This is a genomic window from Lysinibacillus sp. 2017 (assembly GCF_003073375.1).
Lineage (GTDB): Bacteria > Bacillota > Bacilli > Bacillales_A > Planococcaceae > Solibacillus.
Genome location: NZ_CP029002.1, coordinates 462915 through 486203, shown reverse-complemented (window position 1 = coordinate 486203; position 23289 = coordinate 462915). Strand labels below are relative to the sequence as shown.

The window sequence follows — 23289 nt, the reverse complement described above, 5'->3', positions numbered from 1 at the left end:
TGTGTATGTTTTAGACGTTATCCAAGTACATGCTTACTAATAACGATGCGCTGGATTTCACTTGTGCCCTCATAAATTTGCGTTACCTTCGCATCGCGGAAATAGCGTTCCACTGGATAATCCTCGGTATAGCCATAGCCTCCGAAAACTTGGACAGCTTCAATTGCCGTATCCATTGCGGTTTGTGAGGCGAATAATTTCGCCATCGATGCTTCTTTTCCACATGGTATGTTTTGAGTACGCAAGTCAGCAGCACGGTAAACAAGTAGTTTTGCTGCTTCAACAGCTGTTGCCATATCTGCTAACTTAAAACCGATTGCTTGCTGCTGGGCAATCGGTTTTCCAAACTGCACGCGCTCTTTTGCGTAATTCGTTGCGGCTTCCAGTGCGGCCTCGGCAATACCTAAGCCTTGCGCGGCAATTCCTATGCGCCCTACATCTAAATTGGCCAGGGCGATTTTAAAACCTTCCCCTTCGTCACCTAGTCGATTTGTTACGGGTACGCGCATTTTTTCAAATGTTAACTGTAATGTTCTAGAACCATGCAAGCCCATTTTGCGTTCATCTTTTCCGATAATCAGACCCTGTGTATCCTTTTCAACGATAAAAGCTGAAATCCCGCGCGAACCTGCTTCTGGATTTGTTGAAGCAAAGACGATGTAGACATCTGCTTCACCACCGTTTGTAATGAAAACTTTTGCCCCATCAATAATATATTCATCACCTTCACGAATAGCACGCGTTTTTAGTGAACCTGCATCGCTTCCTGCACCTGGCTCTGTTAAACAAAAAGCACCTAAATACTCGCCGCTTGCTAGCTTTGGCACATACTTTTGCTTTTGCTCATCATTTCCAAAATATAAAATTGGGTTCGTACCGACCGAAGTATGTACCGATAAAATAACCCCCATGACTGCACTTACTTTCGACAGCTCATGAATCGCAATAATGTACGATGTAAAATCCATTTCCGAGCCACCATATTCTGCTGGTGTGGTAATGCCCATTAATCCAAGTTCGCCCATCTTTTTTAAAATATGTCTTGGGAATTGACCCTGTTCCATTTTTTCAATGAATGGTTCAATTTCTGTATTGGCGAAATCACGGACCATATTGCGCATCATCAATTGTTCATCCGTAAAGTGTAAATGCATTTTGATCCCCTCAGCTTTCGTAAATATAGAAGCCTCGACCTGATTTTTTACCTAACCAACCCGCTGCAACATATTTTCGTAGTAATGGGCAAGGACGATACTTACTATCTCCAAGTCCTTCATGTAAAATTTCCATAATCGATAAGCATGTATCTAAACCGATAAAATCAGCCAGTGTTAATGGACCCATCGGATGATTCATGCCCATCTTCATAACATCATCAATTGCTTCTTTCGTTGCTACCCCTTCATAAAGCGCATAAATGGCTTCATTAATCATCGGAAGTAAAATGCGATTTGATATAAAACCTGGGAAATCATTTACTTCAACACCTGTTTTACCTAAACACTTTGTCATCGCTGCTACCGATTCATATACTTCATCTGATGTAGCAAGCCCTCGAATAATTTCGACAAGTTTCATAACGGGCACTGGATTCATAAAATGCATCCCAATTACTTTTTCTGGACGGTTCGTTACCGCCGCAATTTCAGTAATCGGTAAGCTTGATGTATTCGTTGCTAAAATCGTATGCTCTGGTGCGATAGTGTCTAGTTGTTTGAAAATAGACTGTTTCACTTCCATATTTTCAACTGCTGCTTCTATGACAATATCTACATTTTTGGCATCTTCTAATGTTAAAGACTTTGTAATACGGGCTAAAACTTCTCCTTTTTCTTGCTCCGTTTTACGTCCCTTTTCCACATCACGTGTTAAGTTTTTCGTAATTATATTGATTCCACGTTCGAAAAACTCGTCCTTCATATCATTTAAAATGACTTGAAATCCTGCTTGTGCGCATACTTGTGCGATACCAGAACCCATTTGTCCAGCACCAATAACCATTACTGTTTTGATTGTCATTTTTGTTCATCCCCTTGGTTCGATACTTCGATTAATACTGCGTCTCCTTGACCGCCGCCCGAACAAATGGCAGCGATGCCTAATCCACCACCGCGACGCTTTAATTCATAGGCTAACGTTAAAATAATGCGTGCACCACTTGCTCCAATTGGATGCCCTAATGCAACTGCACCACCGTTAACATTTACTTTTTCTGCATCCAATCCGCTAATTTGGTTGCTTACTAAGGCAACTGCTGCGAATGCTTCGTTAATTTCGATTACATCAATCTCTGCTAATGTTTTTCCTGATTTTTCGAGTAATTTATCAATGACAAGGCCTGGTGTTTGTGGAAAATCCTCTGGTGCAACGCCTACTTCAGCATGTGCTAAAATCGTTGCGAGCACTGGTCGGTTTTCCTGCTGTGCTTTTTCCTCGCTCATTAATACGAGTGCACATGCGCCGTCATTTACTCCTGGAGCATTCCCCGCTGTAATCGTGCCATCACTACTAAATGCAGACTTTAGCTTTGCAAGCGTTTCCAAAGTAGTGCCTGCTCGTGGTGCTTCGTCCTGTTCAACGTGAAGAGATTCCCCTTTACGCTGTGGGATTTCCACTGCTACGATTTCTTCTGCAAATTTTCCTGATTTGATTGCGGCAATTGCTTTTTCATGACTACGCACAGCCCAAGCATCTTGGTCATCACGCGAAATTGAAAATTTTTGTGCTGTTTCGTTGCCATAAATGCCCATATGTACTTGCTTTGGATGAAATGCACAAGACAGGCCGTCGTAAATCATGCCATCTACTAAACTCGCATCGCCCATGCGAAGGCCAAAACGACCTTTAGGCATGTAATACGGTGCATTTGACATCGATTCCATCCCGCCTGCAATGATCACTTCTTCGTCCCCTAAACGAATCAATTGATCTGCTAGCGTCACACTTCGCATGCCAGATGCGCATACTTTATTAATCGTTTCTGTTTTTACTTCCCAAGGAATACCTGCTTTTGTTGCCGCTTGTCTTGAAGGGATTTGTCCTTGGCCAGCTTGTAAAACTGTCCCAATAATAACCTCTCCCACTTCACTTGCGTCCACATTGGCTTTTTGTAATGCCCCTTTAATGGCAATGCTTCCTAAATCACTTGCTGTTAATGAACTTAATGCGCCACCAAATTTGCCAAATGGTGTTCTTGCGCCATCTAAAATGACTGTTCTCGACAATCCATACACCCCTTTGTTTGAAGTATCGACTAACTATTTGACCCCATCTTTTGTGAAATATCACTTTCGACTGAACGCTCGCTCAATCTGATTGTAGAAAAGTGGGCGTCCGAAAATTTTTTTGGACGCCCTCTCTTAATTAATTTCATTGTACAAAAACGACTATTATTACGCAATACAATTATTCGAATATACTGAAATTAATTTATTTTCTCTATTAAACTCATTTTTCATTAGAATTAACAGAATCATCTTTTATTGCGATTTCTTCTATTAGTTCAGTAGCAGCCTGTTCTTCGATTGCTGGTTCAAGTTCATCTTGTGTAACGATTGTTTCTTCTACTTGTTCAACAACCTCTGCCTGAGCAGGTTCTGGAACTTCTTCCTGCTTTACTTCTTCCACAGCGACTTCTTGAACTGATTCTACAACTGACGCCTCTACTACTTCTGGGATTACTACAACAACGGGTTCTACTACTTCTTCCGTCTCTTCCACAACTTCCACTTTTTCAACTGGAGCCGCTACTGGTGAACCGAATACCGCACGCTCTAATAGCTCTGCGATATCATATGTGCCAACTGTATCTTCTACTTCTTTTGCCTTCGTACCATCTGAAAGCATCGTTAAGCAGTAAGGACAGCCAGAAGAAATAACTGAAGCTTCTGTTGCTAATGCTTGTTCTGTACGTGCTACGTTAATACGGTTACCAACATGCTCTTCCATCCACATTAAACCACCACCAGCACCACAGCACATACCTTCTTCGCGGTTACGCTCCATTTCCACCAGTTTCACACCTGGAATGCCTCGTAGGATTTCACGTGGTGGATCGTATACATCGTTGTAACGGCCTAAGTAACATGAATCGTGGAATACGATCGTTTCATCAACACGGTAATCCATTGTTAATCGGCCTTGCTGAATTAAATCGTATAATAATTCCGTATGGTGTAATACTTCACCTTTCCATCCGAAATCTTGGTATTCATTTTTGAAAATATTGTAGGCATGTGGGTCAATCGTTACGATTTTTGTTACGCCATTTTTCTCGAACTCATCGATATTCGCCGTTGCTAGCTCTTGGAATAAGAATTCATTCCCTAAGCGGCGTGGTGTATCTCCAGAGTTCTTTTCTTTGTTACCTAAAATAGCGAATTTCACGCCTGCTTTATTCATTAATTTCGCGAAAGCTAGTGCAATTTTTTGTGAGCGGTTGTCGAATGACCCCATTGAACCAACCCAGAATAAATATTCCATTTCTTCGCCTGATTTTTTCAGTTCTTTAACTGTTGGAACGTAAACTGTTTCGTCTAGCTCTCTCCAGTTTTCTTTTTCTTTACGGTTTAAGCCCCATGGATTTCCTTGACGCTCGATATTTGTCATCGCGCGTTGTGCATCTGGGTTTACTTTACCTTCTGTCATCGTTAAATAACGACGTAAATCGATAATTTTATCCACGTGCTCGTTCATAACTGGACATTGATCTTCACAGTTACGGCAAGTTGTACATGCCCAAATTTCTTCTTCAGTAATTACATCACCAATTAATGATGGGCTGTAAATATTTTCGATCACAGCACCTTCAGCACCAGCAGCCATTGCTAGTTGGTTTCCTTGTGTATTGTTGAAGAATGAGAATGGTACCCAAGGCTTTTTCTTCAATTCTACTGCCCCTGTAAAGGTTAAATGATCACGTAATTTTACGATTAAGTCCATCGGTGACAGCATTTTACCTGTACCGGTTGCTGGACACATATTCGTACAACGTCCACATTCTACGCAAGAATATAAATCGAGCATTTGTTTTTGTGTGAAGTCGTGAATTTTCCCAACACCAAGTGGCGGCATTGACTCTTCATCTTCTGCTTCTTCAAGTGCTGTGAAGTCGATTGGACGTAATGTCCCCATACGATCTTGACGGTTGAAGTAAACATTTAAAATCGATGTGATTAAGTGGAAGTGCTTGCCTTGTGGAATGTATACAAGGAATGCTAAAAGCGCTAGTAAATGCGCCCACCACATAACAAAGAACAATATAGCAGCAACAGTTGGGCTCATCCATTGGAATACCCAAGCAAGCCCAGATGCTACTGGCTCAGCGCCTGATAAACCATGTTCTTGCCAAATCATATAAAAGCCATTTCCGAACAGTGTCGCAAACATTAAAACACCTAAGAACATATAAACTAAACCGTTTTTAAAGCCACGTTTTAAGCGCGTAAGCTTCTCCATATAGCGGCGATAAAATGCTACAGCTACCGCAATTAAAATGACTAATACGACAATTTCCTGTGTCATTGTAAACATTGGATACAAGCCACCAAGTGGAATATGCGATCCTGGTGCAAGACCTTTCCAAATTAAATCAATCGCACCTAACTGAACCATTAAGAAACCATAGAAGAAGAATACGTGAACAAGTCCCATTTTCTTATCTTTTAATAGTTTCGATTGTCCGAATACTTTTTCGACAAGATCGCCAATTCGGTCTGTCATTTTTTGATTGAATTCTTCTTTTCTACCTAACTGAATGAATTCATAACGTGTTTTTAATAGATATGCGAATAAACCTATCCCATAAAGTAACACTAAAATAAATGCAATCCAGTTAATAATTAAAAATGTATTCATCCTTTTCCCCCCTAGAAAACTATGTTTCTAAACCCCTTTGTCATAAAAACTAATAAGACAAACTATATTTCCATATTATTGTATACGTTCATTTTAAATATGAATGAGCATTCAGTCAATACAATTCGTCATTAATTCTGAAAATTTAATCAAAAATAAAAAAATGCTAGCTAGACGTATTTTATGTCGTAGGCTAGCATTTTTCTATTATTTGAAAACATTGGCACTGCGTTCGTACTCGACATCTTGAATGTCTAGGCGGTGATTCACAACACGTGCTGCTGCAAATAAGTAATCCGATAAACGGTTTAAATACTTTTGAACAACTGGTGATACGTCTTCAATTTCCTTCATTAACGAAACGGTCTGACGTTCCGCTCTGCGTGCTATTGTTCGTGCAATATGAAGGGTCGCTGCTGCTGGTGAACCTCCTGGTAAGATGAATCGCTGAAGAGGGGGTGCTTCTTCTGACAAATGATCAATTCTTTTTTCTAAAATAGTAATTGGCTCTTCCGTTAATTTGTAATGACGCTCTTTCATAACATTGGCTAAATCGCCGCCACCATCAAATAGCTCATGTTGAATCGCTGTTAAATCTTGAAGCAAATCTTTAAATTTTTCAACGTCTAACTCTGTAACCGCTTTTCCGATAAAGGAATTTAATTCATCAATCGTTCCATACGCTTCCACTCGTAAATGGTCTTTATCGACACGGCCTCCAATAATACTTGTTTTGCCTGTGTCCCCTTGCTTTGTATATAATTTCATATTCGTCATCCTTCCTTTGTTGATTCCGTTAAAAATTTTCACAAAGCTTCTCGTAATGCTTTATATTTTTTTATTGCCTGAATTGTGACTTCAAAAACACCCCGACCAATTAACTTTCCAACTTCGGTAATTGGACCTGCATAAGGCATTTCTTTGCCTTGCTGCGTTGCGGCGATTAATAAACTATCTGTTGCCGTGCTTGTTGCAATCGTCCCTGTTAAAGCATCGATTACTTGCTGATCGGCTAAAGCTTTCGTTTTTGCTTCTGTTGCCGTAATCATCGCTTGAATAAACGCTTCATCGGTTAGCCTACCATTGATAAATACCCATGTATTAATCGTTCCAATATGTGGCTTATCTTCTCGCAAATACGTTTTCGTCACGTCAACACCATTACCAATTCCGGCTGTCACCATAATGATGATTTCTAATTCATTGGTTGAAAATTTTTGAATTTCTACACAGTTCGTCTCAACCGCGGTCATCATGACAACCGAATTAGTAGGAGAAAAACCTCGTGCCATTAAAAATTCAATCGTTTCTTCTTCAACACGTTCAATCTCATAATCTTGGGCAATCGAACGATTTAAAAAGGTCTCGTACCAGCCTATACCTGCATTATGAACCGCTGACGAAACAACTTTTAAAGGCGCTTTCGCACGGTATTCAATATAGTCTTTTGTAATATGAAAATCTTCCACGCAAACTTTCGCTACCGCTCGCTCCATCTCTTTTGTTGGAAGCATAGTAATTTGTGGCTTTGGCAATTCTGGATGCGGATACGTTGCGACACGCGCTTGATACACATCTGCAATTTGCTCTTGCAACACAACCTCGTGCGGTAAGCCAAATGCGCGTACCTCCCCATTTTCAAGGAGTAGAAGCTCATCACAATAAAGGGACGCTAAATTAATATCATGAAAAATTGAAACGACCGTTAACTCATTTTGCTCCACTTGCAAACGAATCATGTCGAGAATTTGTTTTTGATGTGCAATATCTAAATGATTGGTCGGTTCATCTAATAGTAACAACTCTGCATTTTGTGCAAGCGCTTGTGCAATAAAAACGCGTTGTTGTTCCCCACCTGATAAAAACTCTAAATATTGATCTTTGTAACGTGTAACACCTGTACTATCCATTGCTCGGTGCACAATTTCCTCGTCTTCTTTCGACCAAGTAGAGAAAAACCCACTTTGATGAGGATATCGTCCAAGCGATACGGCATCATATACCGCATTTGAAAACGTACTTGCATGAAGCTGTGGTAATACCGCCATTTTCTTCGCTAACTGCTTGACCTCATAGCTTTCAATAGGCTTTTCATCAATTATTACTTGACCACTAGTAGGTCGAATGACACCACTAATCATTTTTAATAATGTCGACTTTCCACTGCCATTCGGACCAAGAATACCGAGAATTTTACCTTTTTCCACGTGAAACGTCACATTTTTGATAATTTCGACATTAGCATATCCGCCTGCTAAATTGTTTACTTTTAACATTACGCGCCACCCTTTCTTCGTTGCTTAAAGAAAATATAAGCAAAAACTGGCGCACCGATGAATGAAGTGATGACACCAATTGGCAGCTCCACTGGCGAAATAATCGTACGAGAAACTAAGTCACAAATCACGAGTAAGCTTGCACCGTTTAATAACGATAAACTTAATAAATGCCGATGATCTGCCCCAATTAAAATACGTATCATATGCGGTACGACAAGCCCAACAAAGCCAATCGTACCCGATGCAGCCACAGCTGAACCTGTTAAAATCGAGCCTCCTGCTAAAATCATATATTTACTGCGCTTTACATTAACACCTAAATATTTTGCCCGTTCTTCTCCATAAACCATCGCATTCAGTTCTCGGCGGTTTAACCAAATCATGAGCACACCAATAATCGTAAACGGAATAATCATTTTGACATAGGGCCAGCCGCGCATGGATACACTTCCAAGTAACCAGCCAATAATCTCACGAAGCTGCTCGCCTGTTAATGCCACCATTAACGAAATACAGGACCCTAAAAATGAACTAAAAATAATGCCGGTTAATATTAGTGTTTCCATTTTCATTGTGCGGTCGACAAGTCTGGCAAAGCTTAATACAGCGAACATTGTCATTGCTGCGCCTGCCATACTAAATACAGGTAATGTAAATACACCTAATACGGGAATTGAAATACCGAAGAAAATTGTCGTAACAGCCCCGACAGAAGCACCTGAAGAAATTCCAAGTGTATACGGGTCTGCTAACGGATTTTTTAGTAGCCCCTGGAAAGCTGCTCCTGCAATTGCAAGGGACGCTCCAATGATTGTCGCTAAAAGCACGCGAGGCATCCGAATTTTCCACAAAATATTATAGGCTACAGGGTCTGTCGTTTTATCCCAAAGCGTTGAAAGTGGAATGTCAACCGAACCAAAAGAAATACCAGTCCATACACTGCTTAGAAGTATCGCAATGGATACAACATAAGCAAGTGTGTATTTCTTACTCATTAAATGCCTCTGGATAAATTGCTTCTGCAATCGATTCAATACCTTCAACAATTCGAGGACCTTGGCGACTTGTTGTGTCCCCATCTATTAGTTTCACATTTCCTGATTTTACAGCATTCATTTCAGAATATGCTGTGTTATTGGAAACGGCTTGTAAGTCGCTTTCATATGTTACTAAAATAACATCTGCATTACTTTTTACAAATTGCTCTGCGCTATATTGTGGCCACCCAAGTTCTGGTACAACATTTTCTATATGTAATAGATCAAGCATCTCATCGATAAATGTTTCTTGACCGGCTGCATAAAGATCTGGTTCAGCTCCGACTAAAACGAAAACGGATTTTTCCTCAAGCTCCGTTACCTTCGTTTCAATGTCTGCAATCCCTTCTTTAATAGAAGTAATCATGTCCGCTGCTTCTGATGTTTTTCCTGTTAACTGGCCGATTTGTTCAATCGTTGTATAGGTTTCCTCAAATGTTAGTGCATTTTTTACAACAAATACTGGAATTCCAACGGACTCAAGTTGGGCAATTGCCTCTTCACCGAAACTATATAGGCCCGATTCATGTGCTACTACTAAATCTGGCTGTAATGCGATAATCTGCTCTAAATTGAATTCTTGACCACCAATTTTTTCTTTTTCGGCTGCTTCTGCTGGATAGTTATCGTTATCATTAACCCCAATAATTTGTTCGTCTAGGCCTAAGCCAAATAAAATTTCTGTATTCGATGGAATCAATGAAATAATACGTTCTGGTGCTTTTTCTACTGTTACTTCTTTATCAAGTGCATCTTTTAACGTCATCGGGAATTGTGTCTCGGTTTGTTCAGTTGCTACCTTTGTACTTTCAGATTGCTCGTTCTTAGGTGTTGCTTCCTCTTCACCACATGCTGCGAGTACTAGCATAGATGCTAATCCGATTGAAGAGATTTGTTGCCACTTTTTCATTTTTCTTTTCCTCCTAATAGCTTAGAAAAGCATAGTTCATGCCAAATAGCTTGAAACGATGTCTTTTCTTATGTGGATTTCCTTGAAAATTTATACTTTCTTATCCACAAAAAAAGCCTCCTATAACCTAGGAGACTTGAACAGTAAATAATTCGATTAAAAATTATTCACCCCATCCTATCCTCGTAGGTTTTTACTTGGGCATTGTAAAGGCAGGTCTCCTGGCTTATGCAAGTAACACATATCTTTACCTTCCCGATGTGCATCAGTGGTCTAAAAAGATATGCTCGCATTTACAGTGGCGGGACCGCATCGGATTTGAACCGATTTCCCTTTTACTTCTTATTTCCTAAAATAAGAACCTTTACACTACATTATTAACTTGTTAATACACCTATTATAACGAAAGACTGTTCATTTGTATAAGGATATTCTAATTATCTGATAATTAGATAATATTAAATATGATACGTATAATCGTCTGGCAATACGCGGCGTAGGAATTGTCTTGTGCGGTCTTGCTTTGGTTGTACGAAAATTTCGTGTGGCGAGCCTTCTTCGATAACATTGCCTCCATCCATAAAGATGACGCGGTTTGCAACATCACGGGCAAAGGACATTTCGTGTGTCACAACGAGCATTGTTGTCCCTTCTTTTGCGATATCCTTCATCACCCCTAACACTTCACCAACAAGTTCTGGATCAAGTGCGGATGTTGGTTCATCGAATAAAATAATATCTGGATTTAGTGCAACTGCTCTAGCAATACCGACACGTTGCTGCTGGCCACCTGACAATTGGCTCGGATACGAATCATATTTTGCAGATAAACCAACCTTATCTAATGCCTCGCGCGCGATTTGGTAGGCTTCCTCTTTTTTCAAACCGCGCCCAATCCATAATCCTTCTGCGACATTTTCGAGTGCAGTTTTGTTGTTGAACAAGCTATAGTTTTGGAATACAAAAGCTGTTTTTTTACGAATTGCCAAAATGTCCTTTTTCGATGCGTGATGTAAATCGACTTCAATGGAATCAAAATTTGCCGTTCCCACATCGGCACGCTCTAAAAAGTTAATGCAGCGCAAAAGTGTCGTTTTCCCAGAACCACTCGGGCCTAAAATCACGACGACATCGCCCTTATCAATCGTTAAATCGACCCCTTTTAAAATTTCGTTTTTGCCGAATGTTTTATGCACATTTTTAATTTCTAACATGACAATCTCCCCTATGCGACCGCGACTTTATAGCGGCTTAAATGTTTTTCATACCATTTAAATAATTTTTCAACGATGATACAAACGATTAAATACACGACAAAAATATCAATATAAGCCTCTAAATAGTTGTAGCCAAAGTTCGCTTCAACCTTTGCCTTTAGCGTAATTTCCTGCAAAGAAATTGCATAGCCGAGCGACGTTGCTTTAATTAAGTTGATCGTTGCGGTACAAAGGTTCGGCATTGCAGAAACGAGCATTTGTGGAATGATGATTCTGCGATATGCTTGCGCAGTCGTTAAGCCAACAGAATGCGCCGCCTCCAATTGCCCTTTTGAAACAGTTTGCAACGCTGAACGAAATACTTCGATTAAAACTGCTGCTGTATTAAACGAGAAAATAATAAACGCATACCATATGGGGTTAATATCATAAATCGGATAATCAATATGATATTTTTCAAACAGTCCGTTTAGTAAAAGTGGAATCGTTGCATACAATACGAAGATTTGAATGATCACGGGTGTCCCACGCACGAATGAAATATAAATTTTCGCAATAACGTTAATAACAGGTAGTTCATAAACGCGAGCAAGGGCTAGTAAAAACCCAAGCGGAACGGCTACAAAAAGCGAAACAACGGTTACTAAAAGAGCAATTGGAACACCGCTTAACGCTACAAAAAATGTATCTACTAAAAATGACCAATTAATGAATTCCATATTTGCTCCCCCTACGTTGTTTTGATTGGTCGGTTCCCTTTATTAAAGTTTTTCTCGAGTACCGAAAAGATTTTTTCGATGGAAATCGAAAGCACCCAGTAAATCACAGCCAGGGCAATATAGATTTCAAGTGTATGAGTGCCGTAATTGCCTGCAATAATTAAATTGGCTTTCCCTACAACATCAATAAAGCCAATTGTGTAAGCAAGGGCTCCTTCTTGTAGCACGGAAATCAACCCATTTCCGAAGTTCGGTAATGCAACAACGAGCGCTTGTGGGAAAATAATTCTGCGATACGCTTGAAAGGGTGTCAAACCAACACTTACCGCTGCTTCATATTGTCCGTTATCGATCGCTAAATACGCGGAACGAACAACTTCCGACATCATCGCCGCAAATTGTAAGCTGAATGTGATGACAACAAAAACACCTGTAGAAATATTTTGCAAGTTTAGTCCAAATAGCGCCTCCGCAAATGCTGGAATGCCATAATACACTAAAAATAAGAGAACGATGGAAGGTGTACAGCGCATGATTGTTGTATAGCCATTCGCTAAAAATTGTAGAATTTTATTCGAGCTTAACTTTGCTGCAGCTAATAAAATTCCTAATAAGGTACCGCCCATAACTGAAAAGGCTACTATGTAAAGCGTGACCCATAGGAAGGGCAATAAAGCTGGTAATGCAGACCAAATATAGGATAGATCAAAATATTTCTCCAAAATCGCTCACATCCTTCTTCATAAATTCTCTTTTTACGAAAAAACTGCTTAAGCTCTTTACTTAAGCAGTTCAAAAAATTAACGGTTCACTGACTCTAATACTTCAAACAAATCTTTACCGTAAAATTCAACACTTAAATCACGTAAGGCATCTGTCTTTTTAATTTCTGCGATAGCCGAATCATAGGCATCTGCAAATTCCTGTTGTTTCTTATTAAATAATGGCCATGTCTTAATAACAGCAAATTCGTTGTAAACCACGTCATCTTTTAAATTGTAATAAGGGCCACCTTCTGTTAACACTTGCCCTGTAAATGCACCTTCAATTTGAACACCACCATCTACACGCCCTTCATTTACCCACTGCACGACGTCTACTGTAAAGTCTTCCCCTGCTTTTAATTTCACTGGGTTATTAGGATTTGCTTCGTTGTATTCAGCAATAATCGTATATTGCGCGTTATTCGCAGCGATTGGTGCTAGCGTAAAGCCTGCTGATGCAAAATCACTTAAGTTTTTAATATGAGCATTTTCTTTTTTCAGTACAAGACCTGCACTACTTAATCCTAAAAACTCTTGCGGGAAAACATATTTTTGAGTGCGCTCTTCTGTCCAAAAGGCATTTTTTACACCTGCATCATATTTTCCTTGTTCCACCCCGATTAATAAATCGTCACTTGTTGTCCCGACATACTCAAATTCATATTCTGGTAATGCCTCATCAACAAGCTTCATCACTTCTACGTCATAGCCTGTTGCATTGCCATTTTCATCTATATAAGTCATCGGTTTACTTGCTTGATCGTAAGCAACTTTAACAACTGTTACCCCATCTTTTGATGAAGCCGAACTTGAATCAGGGTCATTGCCGCAAGCAGCGAGTAAAGCGAGTGATGCAATACCAACCGTAGCTAATTTGGAAAATGTTTTGAATTTCATATAAGAACCTCTTTCTGTTTTAAATTATCTTGAATAGCTGTTTCTGCTAAACGTTTAATCGTTAAATCGTCCATTGGGGGATTATGCAATCCTGCACGCACGTCTCGGTAATAGCGCTGCAACGGATTTGAACGCTGTAAGCTTTTTGCCCCAACTAATCGCATCGCTTTATCTACTACTTCAATTGCCATATTGGTTACGACATGCTTCGCGATATTCACTTCATTAATGATTGCTGCTTTTTTCGATGGTTCATTGTATAGCTGTGCCACCCCGTAAATAGTAAATCGTGCATTTGTTAACGCTAAATCCATCTCACCAATGAGACTTTGCACATTAGGCAGCTGAGCAATGGTGCCTTCGATACTGTTCGGTGAATGGGTTGTGGCAAACTCTACTGCATAGTCACGAGCAGCTTGTGCAATACCTAAATACGTTGCTGGAATTAATAGCAGCCAACCATTCAACTTAAAACCTGTAGAATAACTCGGAATTTCAACCAAATTAGAAAGCTCCACACGCACATTATCGAGTACAAGGTCATCGCTCCCTGTCCCGCGCATTGAAGCCACATCCCATGTGTTCTCAACCGATACGCCCGCAGCTGTTTTTGGTACGAGGAAAAATCCTAAGTGATCGTCTTGTTCAATCCAAGCTGATACTAAAAAATAATCTAAGTCTGGTGCGCCACTTGTATAATTTTTGCGCCCATTAATAATGTATTGGTCTCCATCACGCTTGGCCGATGTCGCAGGCTTTCCTCCACGAACGGGACTTCCCATCGCAAATTCACTTACCGCACGATTGACTGTAGCTCCGTTACCCACTTCCTTACCAAACCAATCTAGCTTATCGTGGTCCCAATAACGGTTTTCAAAAATTTCACCGACATTTTGAATCGTCCATGACGCGGCTAACCCCGTGCTGCCACAATAACTTGATAATGTCTCGTGCAAAAGTACGGCATCATAGACAGTGAAACCTGCACCACCGTATTGTTTGGGTAATGTCATTTTGGTGTAGCCAATTTCTCGTAGCTTTTTAAAATTTTCAAATGGAAAAACCGATTGTTCATCGATTTGCTGGGCATTTTTTGTGAAGCTTTCTTTCAATGTCTCTAGTTTTTCTAACCATTGTCGTTGCTCATCTGTTTGTATAAATAACTGTTTACTCAAATAAAACGCCACCTATTTTTGTAAATTCAGTTCGTCATTCAACTGTTGAAATTAATATTACTTTCAGAATATTATGAAGTCAATACTTTATTCCGAGTTTTTTTATATGATTAATCATTTTTATTATAAATCATATGTATAATGGCGGTTTTGGGTGAAAAAATTTCATAATTTTCTTTATGCATTTTGAACATCTGTCAATATAAATTGGGTACGCTTTCTCCTCGTAATCCCCTGATTTAGCCAATAAAAAAAACGATTTCGACCTTTTACAGTCAAAATCGCTTTTTGATTTAGTTTAGTTTGAATTACATTTTTTCTGGTGCGGATACACCGATTAATTTTAATGCGTTCGCCATTGTTGTTTTTACAGCTGTAATTAGTGCAAGACGTGCTTCTGTAAGCTCTTTGTTGTCTGCGTTGATTACTTTTTCTGCATTGTAGAAGCTGTGGAATGCAGCTGCTAATTCTTGAATGTAGTTGGCGATACGGTGCGGTGTGCGGTGTTTCGCTGCATCTGCCACGATTTGTGGGAATGCGCCTACTTTTTTCAGTACATCTACTTCTTTTTCGGCCGTTAATAGACCCAGGTTTTCTAGTGAAGCTGTGAAGCCTTGTTCGCCAGCCGCACGTAAAATTGAAGCGATACGTGCGTGTGCGTATTGTGCATAATACACTGGGTTTTCGTTTGATTGTGATACAGCTAAATCTAAGTCGAAGTCCATATGAGAATCGCCCGCTGTTTTTACGAAGAAGTAACGTACAGCATCTAAGCCTACTTCTTCTACTAATTCACGCATTGTTACAGCATTACCTGTACGTTTCGACATTTTGAATTTCTCGCCGTCTTTGTACAGTTGTACCATTTGAATAATTTCCACTTCTAATGTGTCACGGTCATAGCCAAGTGCTTCGATTGCCGCTTTCATACGTGGAATATATCCGTGGTGATCTGCACCCCAAATGTTAATTAATTTATTAAAGCCACGTACGATTTTATCTTCGTGGTAAGAAATATCTGGAGTAAGGTATGTGAATGAACCGTCGTTTTTGATTAATACACGGTCTTTATCGTCACCGAATGTTGTCGAACGGAACCAAGTTGCACCGTCTTGTTCAAATACATGACCATTTGCTTTTAATTTGTCTAATGCTACTTCTACTTTACCGTTTTCGTATAAAGAAGTTTCTGAATACCAAACGTCAAATTCTACGCGGAAATTTTTAAGGTCGGTTTGTAATTTTCCTAATTCTAATTTTAAACCGTGCTGACGGAAGAATTTAAAGCGTTCTTCTTCTGTTTTTTCTAAAATTGTCGCACCGAATTCTTCAGCTAATTTATTTGCAATGCCGATAATATCTGGACCGTGGTAGCCACCTTCTGGCATTTCAGCTTCCATGCCTAAAGCTTGTTTGTAACGTGCTTCTAATGAATACGCTAAATTGCTAATTTGGTTACCTGCATCGTTAATATAGTATTCACGTGATACATCATACCCAGCGAAGTCCATTACGTTACATAATGAATCCCCTACCGAAGCACCACGTGCGTGACCTAAATGTAAGTCACCTGTTGGGTTTGCTGATACGAATTCAACTTGAACTTTTTCAGCTACACCTGTATTTGAGCGACCATAGTTTTCACCTTGTTCAAAAGTTGCTTTAACAACGCCTGCTAAGAAATCTTTGCGCACTGTAATATTCATGAAACCAGGACCTGCGATGTCGATTTTTTCGATATCTGTACCTTCTGTTTCAATTGCTTCTAAAATAGCTTCTGCAATCGCACGTGGTGGCTTTTTCGCTAATTTTGTTAATTGCATCGCTACGTTTGTTGCGAAATCACCGTTCGCTTTATCTTTTGGTGTTTCTAAATGGATGTTCACTTCTGTGCCTGCTTCTACTAAGCCTGCTTTTTCGATTGCTGCTGCAAAAGCTGCTTTAATCGATTGCTGTAATTGTTCTACTGCATTCATATTTGTACCTCCGTAAATTGTATTTCTAAAGTGTATTTGCCGACAGAATTGCCGCCTATTATTAGATCATATTGCGTTAGAAAACGCCCTGATACTTTATCGCCTTCCGTTACTTCAATGGCAAGCTGATGTGTATCTGTAATGATTGGAAGTGAGCCAAATGGACTTTCATAATGCCCATTTTCACGCTTACCAGGATTTAATGGCAAGCGCATGTTCACGCCACCGTTACGCATAATAAACGAACGCTCTTTATTTAATTTTATCGTCGTTTGAATTTGTAAGTCTGCCTGCACTTCTTCATAGCGTAAATAAAGACTGCCGCCTTTTTCAACACAGCTACCCTCTAGCCACATTTCGTATTTTTCAAGCTCGCCCTCGGTTGGAATGATTGAGGAAACTAGCTTAATTTTGACTGTTTTCCCGTTCTCGTTCGCCACAGCAGTCAGCTCCTATACTTGTTTTTCTATAACCTTTTTATTATAGGATGAATATACGCTTTTAAGCAAGGACGAAACTCAAACTTTGCGCTTACTCATTCAATAAAGTTGTTTACAACGATTTTCACTTGATTCAGCGAATTCAATAGTTTTTTTTACCCAAAAGCGTGATGATTGTTTTTGGATTAAAGGAGATTGTCATGATTATTGAAATTTTTTATCACTTTTGTATGTTACTAACATTTACATTATTAATTTATTGGCCTTTTGTTAACCATTTTAAGCAGAATGCATTTATTGAACGTTCGAAGCCGTATGTAACAGGGGTAAAGTTTGGTGTGGCTGGTTTTATATTGACGCTATCTACAATTGATCCTGTTTATGGTTTTATGATTAGTTCTCGACTTATTTTATTGCTCTTTAGTGGACTATTAGGTGGACCCATTGCGATACTCATTAGCGGATTGATCATGGGTTTAGGTCAATTGATTATATCTGATTTAACTGTCGGCCCATTTATAGTCAATTTAAACTTTCTGATACTGACCATCCTTTTGTTTTTTCTAACACGAAAGTTTAAACTAACGGACAAGACTTCTTTTAAGTATTTTTGGATTTGCTTTATCGAAATAACGATTGTTTTAACGATCGGCCTTCACATTAAAAATCAAAGTATTTTTTATTCGGTTATTTATGCTATCTTTACGGTATTTTCGTTTTACTTTATTTATAATTTAATTCAGAGAGTAAAGCGGACTAGTGATACCGTTCAAGAAACGATTTATTTACAACGAATTGACTATCCAACACAATTACCAAATAACCATGCCATAGAAATATATATTCAAAGTCTCATAAAGAAAAAAGCGCCTTTCAATTTACTTCTATTAGATATCTATCACTTTAAAACGATAAATGCGGAGTACGGCTATCAAGTGGGAGATGAAATCATTAAGCAAGTGGCTGGATTCCTTCAAGAATACGCTAAAAAAAATGATGCTTTCGTTGGTCGATTAGCTGGTGAGGAATTTATCGTTGTATTAAAGGATATTGCTCCCGCCTATGCCATTATCGAGGCGAGTAATTTAATGGCAGCTATTGAGAAGTTTTCTTTTAGAGGGCCAGAAAATGAGGACGTTCCTATTTCGATTGCTGTCGGTTTAAGCTCTTACCCTGATAACGGAACAGATGCTCAAAATCTATTTAAAAGTTTAATAGCAGCACAACAGCACGCAAAAGAACATACTCATATTCCCTATTTCCATGCGAATAGTTTGAAATAATTAAAAGGACATTTCCTCACCCACTTATTAGAGGAGGAAATGTCTTTTATTTTATCTTTTTCAAGCAAACTTGCTGTCATCAATTTTACTATTATGATATAAATGTAGAGCATTTACGATGGGAATTGTAATTCTTTTTCATCAATCTTATTTTAAGTGAGGAAACCTAATGTTTTTTGAGTTTATTATTAACTTTTCAATCCTATTTTGTTTTTCTATTCTAATCTTTTGGCCATTTATACAGTATTCTAATAAACCTTTTATAATGAACTATAAATCACTCATTGCAGGCCTTACTTTTGGATTTGCAGCGCTTATTTTATCGGTATTAACTGCCCCATTTGCGAATGGTGTACTCATTAATAGCCGCACAATTTTCTTGTTATTCGGAGGATTACTTGGCGGTCCTACTACGATTCTAATTGCGGGCTTTCTTATTGTAATCGGGCGGAAAGTTTTATTTTTCACTTCAACCTTAGCAATCATCATGATGTACAATATGTTGTTTGTAACATGTGGTACAGCCTACGCTGCTTATAAATGGCCCATTACTTATCAAAATTTACCGATTTACTTTTATGCCCTGACGTTTGAGCACATTGTCGTATTAATCGTTTATTATCGTTGCTCTGTAGAAGGTATTCAGTATTTAATTATCTATCTTCTATTTTCTACGTTCACATTTTATGCAATCCGAAAAATTTTATCGCAGCTTGAACATAAAAATAAGCAAATCAAGCAAATTTACGCCCTTAGAAAGATGGACTTTCTAACGCAATTACCTAACAATATTGCTGTAGAAAAAAAGCTTACTTCCTATATAAGTGCTAAAGTGCCATTTGAGTTACTGCACATCGATATTAGGCATTTTCAAGACATCAATTTTACCTATCACTTCGAAACGGGTGATGAAGTATTAATTGAAGCGACGCAAGTCATTCAACAGCAATTACCGAGCAATGCATTTATAGGACGAATAGGGAGCGATGAGTTTTATGTCATTTTACCAAGCTTAGCACCTGCTCAATCGATTACAATTGCCTCTGAAATTGATCATTCGGTTCGTCAGTTAACCTTTAAAAAGCATCCCGAAATTCAGCTTTCTTTAGCAATTGGCATTAGCTCTTATCCATCTAACACATTAAAATTAGATCAACTCTATCAAAATTGTTATCATGCTTTACTACAGGCGAAACTGCAAAAAAGTATTCATATTTTTCATTATAATCAACTTCAGCAACTTCAATAAATTTAAGTGTAATAAAAATACCATTTCGCTATTTTTAGCAAAATGGTATTTTTGTTATTTTTATTTCACCCAACCCAGTATCATTTCACGAATTAACTTCGCGGCTGTATTTACAGTAATTTCTGAATGGTCATAAACAGGCGCCACTTCTACTAGATCAAAACCAACAACATTCACTTCTGAACGTGCGATTTCATGGATGGAAGCTAGCAGCTCTTTTGGTGTAATTCCTCCTGCATCGACTGTCCCTGTGCCAGGCGCATGAGCGGGATCTAACACGTCGATATCAATTGTCACGTACACATTGCGTCCTTTTAAAGTTGGTAATACGTCTTTTAATGGCGCTAGCACTTCAAATAATGAAATATGCATGCCATTTTCTTTTGCCCATTGTAACTCTTCTTTCAAGCCAGAACGAATGCCGAATGAATACACATTTTCTGGGCCGATTGTATCTGCAATTTTACGGATTGGTGTCGCGTGAGAATAAGGTTCTCCTTCATAATCCGTACGTAAATCGGTATGTGCATCAAAATGGATGATGGCTAAATCTGAATACTTTTCATATACCGCTTCCATAACAGGTAAAGAAACTAAATGTTCCCCACCCATGCCGACTGGAATTTTTCCGTCTGCTACTACTTTGCGAACGAAGCTTTTAATTTCTGCTAATGATTTCTCAGGATTTCCAAATGGTAATGGAATATCTCCTGCATCAAAAAATGATACATCACCAAGTTCACGGTCTAAATAAAAGCTGTATTCCTCTAAACCAACGGATACTTCACGAATACGTGCTGGTCCAAATCGCTGGCCAGGTCGATAACTTACCGTCCAGTCCATTGGCATTCCATAAAGAACAGCTTTACTTTCTTCATAGTTTTGGTGGCTTTTAATAAATAGATTGCCTGCATAAGTCTCATCAAATCGCATCAATGGTCACCTTTATCCTTCTTGTATTTAGTTTGCTCTTTTATTTCTTTTTCATTCGAAACTTGCCGTTACATGCATATGTATCCACGAAATTGCTCATACTAAAATCACGAAACGAAACTTTTGATCGCTATTTTCGTATAATAAGAGCAACTGACTTAATTCGACATAAAATCAATTATGTCTCGACAAAAGTATAGTTGTTTTTATTAAAAGTGCAAGATGATTTTCTAGACTTTTCTAAATTCATAAAAAATTATTTTACACACCATTATAATTCCTTTAGAAAATGAGGTGAAACGAGTTGAAAAGACAGCAATATATTAAACAAAAAAACCGTAAAAAATTCAGTCGAAAACTGGGTTTACTTATGATTGGTTTCATTTGTGCCATCGCTGTCACCCTCCTTTCATTACGTATATACGCACAAGTTGCTGGGGCTCCACCGCTTACAGTACCGAAAGCATCTATCTTTTTAGATAGTGATAATAATCAAATTGGGGATTATTTCACAGAGGAGCGCCGTTATTGGACGGACTTAGAAGATATTTCTCCTTATTTAGTTGATGCAACGGTCGCTGTTGAGGATAAAGATTTTTATAATCACGGGGGCTTTGACTATTCTCGAATTGCTGGAGCCGTACTTGCTGATATTAAAGCAGGCAGTAAAGTTCAAGGAGCAAGTACATTAACACAGCAATATGCCCGAAACCTTTATTTAACACATGAAAAAACATGGTTAAGAAAAGTAAATGAAGCTTTATTTTCCTACCGTTTAGAGTTGTTTTATTCAAAGGATGAAATTTTAGAAGGCTATTTAAATACCGTCTACTATGGGCACGGCATGTATGGTGTGGAAGCGGCTAGTCGCTATTTTTACGGGAAATCTGCCAAGGATTTAACTTTATCAGAAGCGGCGATGTTAGCTGGGGTTCCAAAAGGACCAAGCTACTATTCCCCACTAAATAACTTGGAAAAAGCGACAAACCGTCAGCAAGTTATTTTACGTTTAATGGATGAGCAAGACAAAATTACAACAGAAGAAAAGACACGTGCGACTTCTGAACAAGTTGTGTTAAAAAGCGATGAGTGGATTGCAACAAAATCTATTGCTCCTTACTTTTTAGACGTTGTTTGGGATGAAGCAAGTGATATTTTGGCAGATAAGAACTTAAGCATTAGTGAAGGTGGTTGGACAATTCAGACGACGTTAAACCAAGCCCATCAACGAGCTGCTGAAAGCGCCATTACTAAAAATATGCCGAACAATGACCTACAAGTGGGCTTTGTTAGTATGGATGCTGATAGGGGATTTGTTACAGCACTTGTCGGTGGTCGTGAATATAGTACAAGTTCTTATAATCGTGTTGTACTCGGTAATCGTCAGCCAGGCTCCGCGATTAAACCGATTTTATATGCAGCTGCACTGGAAAATGACTTTACGCCAATGACATTCTTAGATGTGAGTCAAACGACTTTTACGTATGATCGTGGTCGTGCAACGTATACACCGCAAAATATTAATAAGAAATATGCCGATCATGAAATTTCAATGGCTCAGGCACTTGCGATTTCGGATAATGTCTTTGCAGTAAAAACACTTGATGAAATTGGTTATCGCGCATTCCGCGATACACAAAAGCGTTTTGGGTTAAATTATTCTGATAATGACAATCCTTCCATCGCACTTGGGACAACAGAAAATTCATTGTATGACTTAACAAACGCTTATAATACAATTGCCGCTGGTGGTGAAAAACGCCAAGCAACAACGATTTTATCTATTAAAGATGCGAAAGGAAATACTGTTTACAAATACGAAGAACCTAAGGAAAAAGAGCAGGTAATTTCAAAAGAGGATGCTTCAGTTTTAACACAAATGATGACAGGTATGTTTGACCCTGTTTATAGCGATTACTCGCCTGCAACTGGACTTTCATTGCGCCCTCGTATGTCACATACGTATGCCGCAAAATCTGGGACAACGAATAGTGATCAGTGGATGATCGGCTTTACTCCAGGATTAACAGCAGGTGTTTGGAATGGTTATGACCAAGGAAAAACGTTATCGGTTCAAGCCGATATGGCTGCTTCTAAGCAAGTGTGGATCGATTTTATGGAAACGGCTCTTGATGGTAAAGCGAATGAATCGTTCCCTATTCCAAAAGGCGTTGAAGCGGTAACAGTTGACATTAACAGTGGGAAACTTGCAAATAAATCATGTACCAATCAACGCGTCATCTACTTAAAAACAAAGGATGTTCCAACTGAATCTTGTTCTACATTTGATTTCTTTGATACGGATTCATGGAGCAGTGTTTGGGAAAAGGTTCCCTTTGAGGCACTTCGATCTTTTTGGGACTAACTAAGCAATAAACCTTTATTTAGTTTATCACCGTTACATGGGATTGATTTTTATTTGTATTCGTTTTGTCTAGCTATTGGCAGGCTACGGCACAAATGATAAAAAAGCTCTTTCGTCTCCGGATCTAGTCCGTAAAACGAAAGAGCTTTTTTATTGTGGTTAACGAAAGGATGAGAACCATGGGGCATT

General features: G+C 38.9%; 19 protein-coding genes and 1 riboswitch. Of the genes, 3 read left to right on the top strand and 16 right to left on the bottom strand.

The window, feature by feature from the left end; translation table 11 throughout:
* Positions 1–17: 17 nt before the first annotated feature.
* The 15 genes from DCE79_RS02235 to DCE79_RS02165 all read right to left on the bottom strand — a co-directional run bounded on the left by DCE79_RS02235 (position 18) and on the right by DCE79_RS02165 (position 17270).
* Complete coding sequence (locus DCE79_RS02235) at positions 18–1154, bottom strand: acyl-CoA dehydrogenase (protein WP_108711503.1); 1137 nt, start codon at positions 1152–1154, stop codon at positions 18–20.
* A gap of 10 nt (positions 1155–1164) precedes the next feature.
* Entirely contained in the window at positions 1165–2019 is an 855-nt protein-coding gene (locus DCE79_RS02230; RefSeq protein ID WP_108711502.1) for a 3-hydroxybutyryl-CoA dehydrogenase, read from the bottom strand.
* Positions 2016–3224, bottom strand: a complete 1209-nt coding sequence (locus DCE79_RS02225; protein WP_108711501.1) for an acetyl-CoA C-acetyltransferase — start codon at positions 3222–3224, stop codon at positions 2016–2018. The genes DCE79_RS02230 and DCE79_RS02225 overlap by 4 nt, the downstream gene beginning before the upstream one ends.
* A gap of 223 nt (positions 3225–3447) precedes the next feature.
* Entirely contained in the window at positions 3448–5856 is a 2409-nt protein-coding gene (locus DCE79_RS02220; protein ID WP_234417312.1) for a (Fe-S)-binding protein, read from the bottom strand.
* Positions 5857–6063: 207 nt separating this feature from the next.
* Complete coding sequence (locus DCE79_RS02215) at positions 6064–6624, bottom strand: cob(I)yrinic acid a,c-diamide adenosyltransferase (protein WP_108711500.1); 561 nt, start codon at positions 6622–6624, stop codon at positions 6064–6066.
* Positions 6625–6662: 38 nt separating this feature from the next.
* Positions 6663–8132 (bottom strand): adenosylcobinamide amidohydrolase, encoded by a 1470-nt coding sequence (locus tag DCE79_RS02210; protein WP_108711499.1) that lies wholly within the window; start codon positions 8130–8132, stop codon positions 6663–6665.
* Positions 8132–9130, bottom strand: a complete 999-nt coding sequence (locus tag DCE79_RS02205; protein WP_108711498.1) for a FecCD family ABC transporter permease — start codon at positions 9128–9130, stop codon at positions 8132–8134. The genes DCE79_RS02210 and DCE79_RS02205 overlap by 1 nt, the downstream gene beginning before the upstream one ends.
* On the bottom strand, positions 9123–10082 hold the full coding sequence (locus DCE79_RS02200; protein ID WP_108711497.1) for an ABC transporter substrate-binding protein: 960 nt from the start codon (positions 10080–10082) through the stop codon (positions 9123–9125). The genes DCE79_RS02205 and DCE79_RS02200 overlap by 8 nt, the downstream gene beginning before the upstream one ends.
* Before the next feature lie 193 nt (positions 10083–10275).
* A riboswitch (cobalamin riboswitch) is annotated at positions 10276–10463 on the bottom strand.
* A gap of 77 nt (positions 10464–10540) precedes the next feature.
* A complete protein-coding gene (locus tag DCE79_RS02195) occupies positions 10541–11296 on the bottom strand; it encodes an amino acid ABC transporter ATP-binding protein (protein ID WP_108711496.1) in 756 nt (251 codons plus the stop codon).
* 11 nt (positions 11297–11307) lie between these two features.
* The gene (locus tag DCE79_RS02190) at positions 11308–12018 is read right to left on the bottom strand and encodes an amino acid ABC transporter permease (RefSeq protein WP_234417311.1); all 711 of its coding nucleotides are present in this window, start codon (positions 12016–12018) and stop codon (positions 11308–11310) included.
* Positions 12019–12029: 11 nt separating this feature from the next.
* Entirely contained in the window at positions 12030–12740 is a 711-nt protein-coding gene (locus DCE79_RS02185; RefSeq protein WP_108711495.1) for an amino acid ABC transporter permease, read from the bottom strand.
* 78 nt (positions 12741–12818) lie between these two features.
* The gene (locus DCE79_RS02180) at positions 12819–13679 is read right to left on the bottom strand and encodes a transporter substrate-binding domain-containing protein (RefSeq protein WP_108711494.1); all 861 of its coding nucleotides are present in this window, start codon (positions 13677–13679) and stop codon (positions 12819–12821) included.
* The gene (locus tag DCE79_RS02175; protein ID WP_108711493.1) at positions 13676–14854 is read right to left on the bottom strand and encodes an acyl-CoA dehydrogenase family protein; all 1179 of its coding nucleotides are present in this window, start codon (positions 14852–14854) and stop codon (positions 13676–13678) included. Before DCE79_RS02175 ends, DCE79_RS02180 begins: the two co-directional genes overlap by 4 nt.
* Before the next feature lie 308 nt (positions 14855–15162).
* Positions 15163–16830 carry an arginine--tRNA ligase gene (argS, locus tag DCE79_RS02170; RefSeq protein WP_108711492.1) on the bottom strand — a complete coding sequence of 556 codons (1668 nt, stop codon included), beginning with the start codon at positions 16828–16830 and terminating at the stop codon, positions 15163–15165.
* Positions 16827–17270 (bottom strand): YwiB family protein, encoded by a 444-nt coding sequence (locus tag DCE79_RS02165; RefSeq protein ID WP_108711491.1) that lies wholly within the window; start codon positions 17268–17270, stop codon positions 16827–16829. The genes argS and DCE79_RS02165 overlap by 4 nt, the downstream gene beginning before the upstream one ends.
* Positions 17271–17440: 170 nt before the next feature.
* Here DCE79_RS02165 and DCE79_RS02160 point away from each other — a divergent pair, with 170 nt between their 5' ends.
* Together DCE79_RS02160 and DCE79_RS02155 are read left to right on the top strand one after the other, a co-directional pair.
* Positions 17441–18553: a GGDEF domain-containing protein gene (locus DCE79_RS02160; RefSeq protein ID WP_234417383.1), complete on the top strand. Its 1113-nt coding sequence runs from the start codon at positions 17441–17443 to the stop codon at positions 18551–18553.
* Between the two features lie 265 nt (positions 18554–18818).
* Positions 18819–19802, top strand: coding sequence for a GGDEF domain-containing protein (locus DCE79_RS02155; protein WP_234417310.1), 984 nt, complete (start codon positions 18819–18821; stop codon positions 19800–19802).
* 60 nt (positions 19803–19862) lie between these two features.
* Here DCE79_RS02155 and speB read toward each other — a convergent pair whose 3' ends face one another.
* Complete coding sequence (gene speB, locus DCE79_RS02150) at positions 19863–20735, bottom strand: agmatinase (RefSeq protein ID WP_108711488.1); 873 nt, start codon at positions 20733–20735, stop codon at positions 19863–19865.
* 304 nt (positions 20736–21039) lie between these two features.
* Between speB and DCE79_RS02145 the strand changes: the two genes are divergently transcribed.
* Positions 21040–23100 (top strand): transglycosylase domain-containing protein, encoded by a 2061-nt coding sequence (locus DCE79_RS02145; RefSeq protein WP_108711487.1) that lies wholly within the window; start codon positions 21040–21042, stop codon positions 23098–23100.
* The last annotated feature ends 189 nt before the right edge of the window (positions 23101–23289 follow it).

What these genes read in the sequence shown, in the direction of transcription:
- DCE79_RS02200 (WP_108711497.1), bottom strand. Translation starts at nt 10,082, where the DNA reads ATGAAAAAGTGGCAACAAATCTCTTCAATCGGATTAGCATCTATGCTA.
- DCE79_RS02235 (WP_108711503.1), bottom strand. Translation starts at nt 1,154, where the DNA reads ATGCATTTACACTTTACGGATGAACAATTGATGATGCGCAATATGGTC.
- DCE79_RS02155 (WP_234417310.1), top strand. Translation starts at nt 18,819, where the DNA reads ATGAACTATAAATCACTCATTGCAGGCCTTACTTTTGGATTTGCAGCG.
- argS (WP_108711492.1), bottom strand. Translation starts at nt 16,830, where the DNA reads ATGAATGCAGTAGAACAATTACAGCAATCGATTAAAGCAGCTTTTGCA.
- DCE79_RS02220 (WP_234417312.1), bottom strand. Translation starts at nt 5,856, where the DNA reads ATGAATACATTTTTAATTATTAACTGGATTGCATTTATTTTAGTGTTA.
- DCE79_RS02190 (WP_234417311.1), bottom strand. Translation starts at nt 12,018, where the DNA reads ATGGAATTCATTAATTGGTCATTTTTAGTAGATACATTTTTTGTAGCG.
- DCE79_RS02230 (WP_108711502.1), bottom strand. Translation starts at nt 2,019, where the DNA reads ATGACAATCAAAACAGTAATGGTTATTGGTGCTGGACAAATGGGTTCT.
- speB (WP_108711488.1), bottom strand. Translation starts at nt 20,735, where the DNA reads ATGCGATTTGATGAGACTTATGCAGGCAATCTATTTATTAAAAGCCAC.
- DCE79_RS02180 (WP_108711494.1), bottom strand. Translation starts at nt 13,679, where the DNA reads ATGAAATTCAAAACATTTTCCAAATTAGCTACGGTTGGTATTGCATCA.
- DCE79_RS02160 (WP_234417383.1), top strand. Translation starts at nt 17,441, where the DNA reads ATGATTGTTTTTGGATTAAAGGAGATTGTCATGATTATTGAAATTTTT.
- DCE79_RS02215 (WP_108711500.1), bottom strand. Translation starts at nt 6,624, where the DNA reads ATGAAATTATATACAAAGCAAGGGGACACAGGCAAAACAAGTATTATT.
- DCE79_RS02205 (WP_108711498.1), bottom strand. Translation starts at nt 9,130, where the DNA reads ATGAGTAAGAAATACACACTTGCTTATGTTGTATCCATTGCGATACTT.
- DCE79_RS02210 (WP_108711499.1), bottom strand. Translation starts at nt 8,132, where the DNA reads ATGTTAAAAGTAAACAATTTAGCAGGCGGATATGCTAATGTCGAAATT.
- DCE79_RS02195 (WP_108711496.1), bottom strand. Translation starts at nt 11,296, where the DNA reads ATGTTAGAAATTAAAAATGTGCATAAAACATTCGGCAAAAACGAAATT.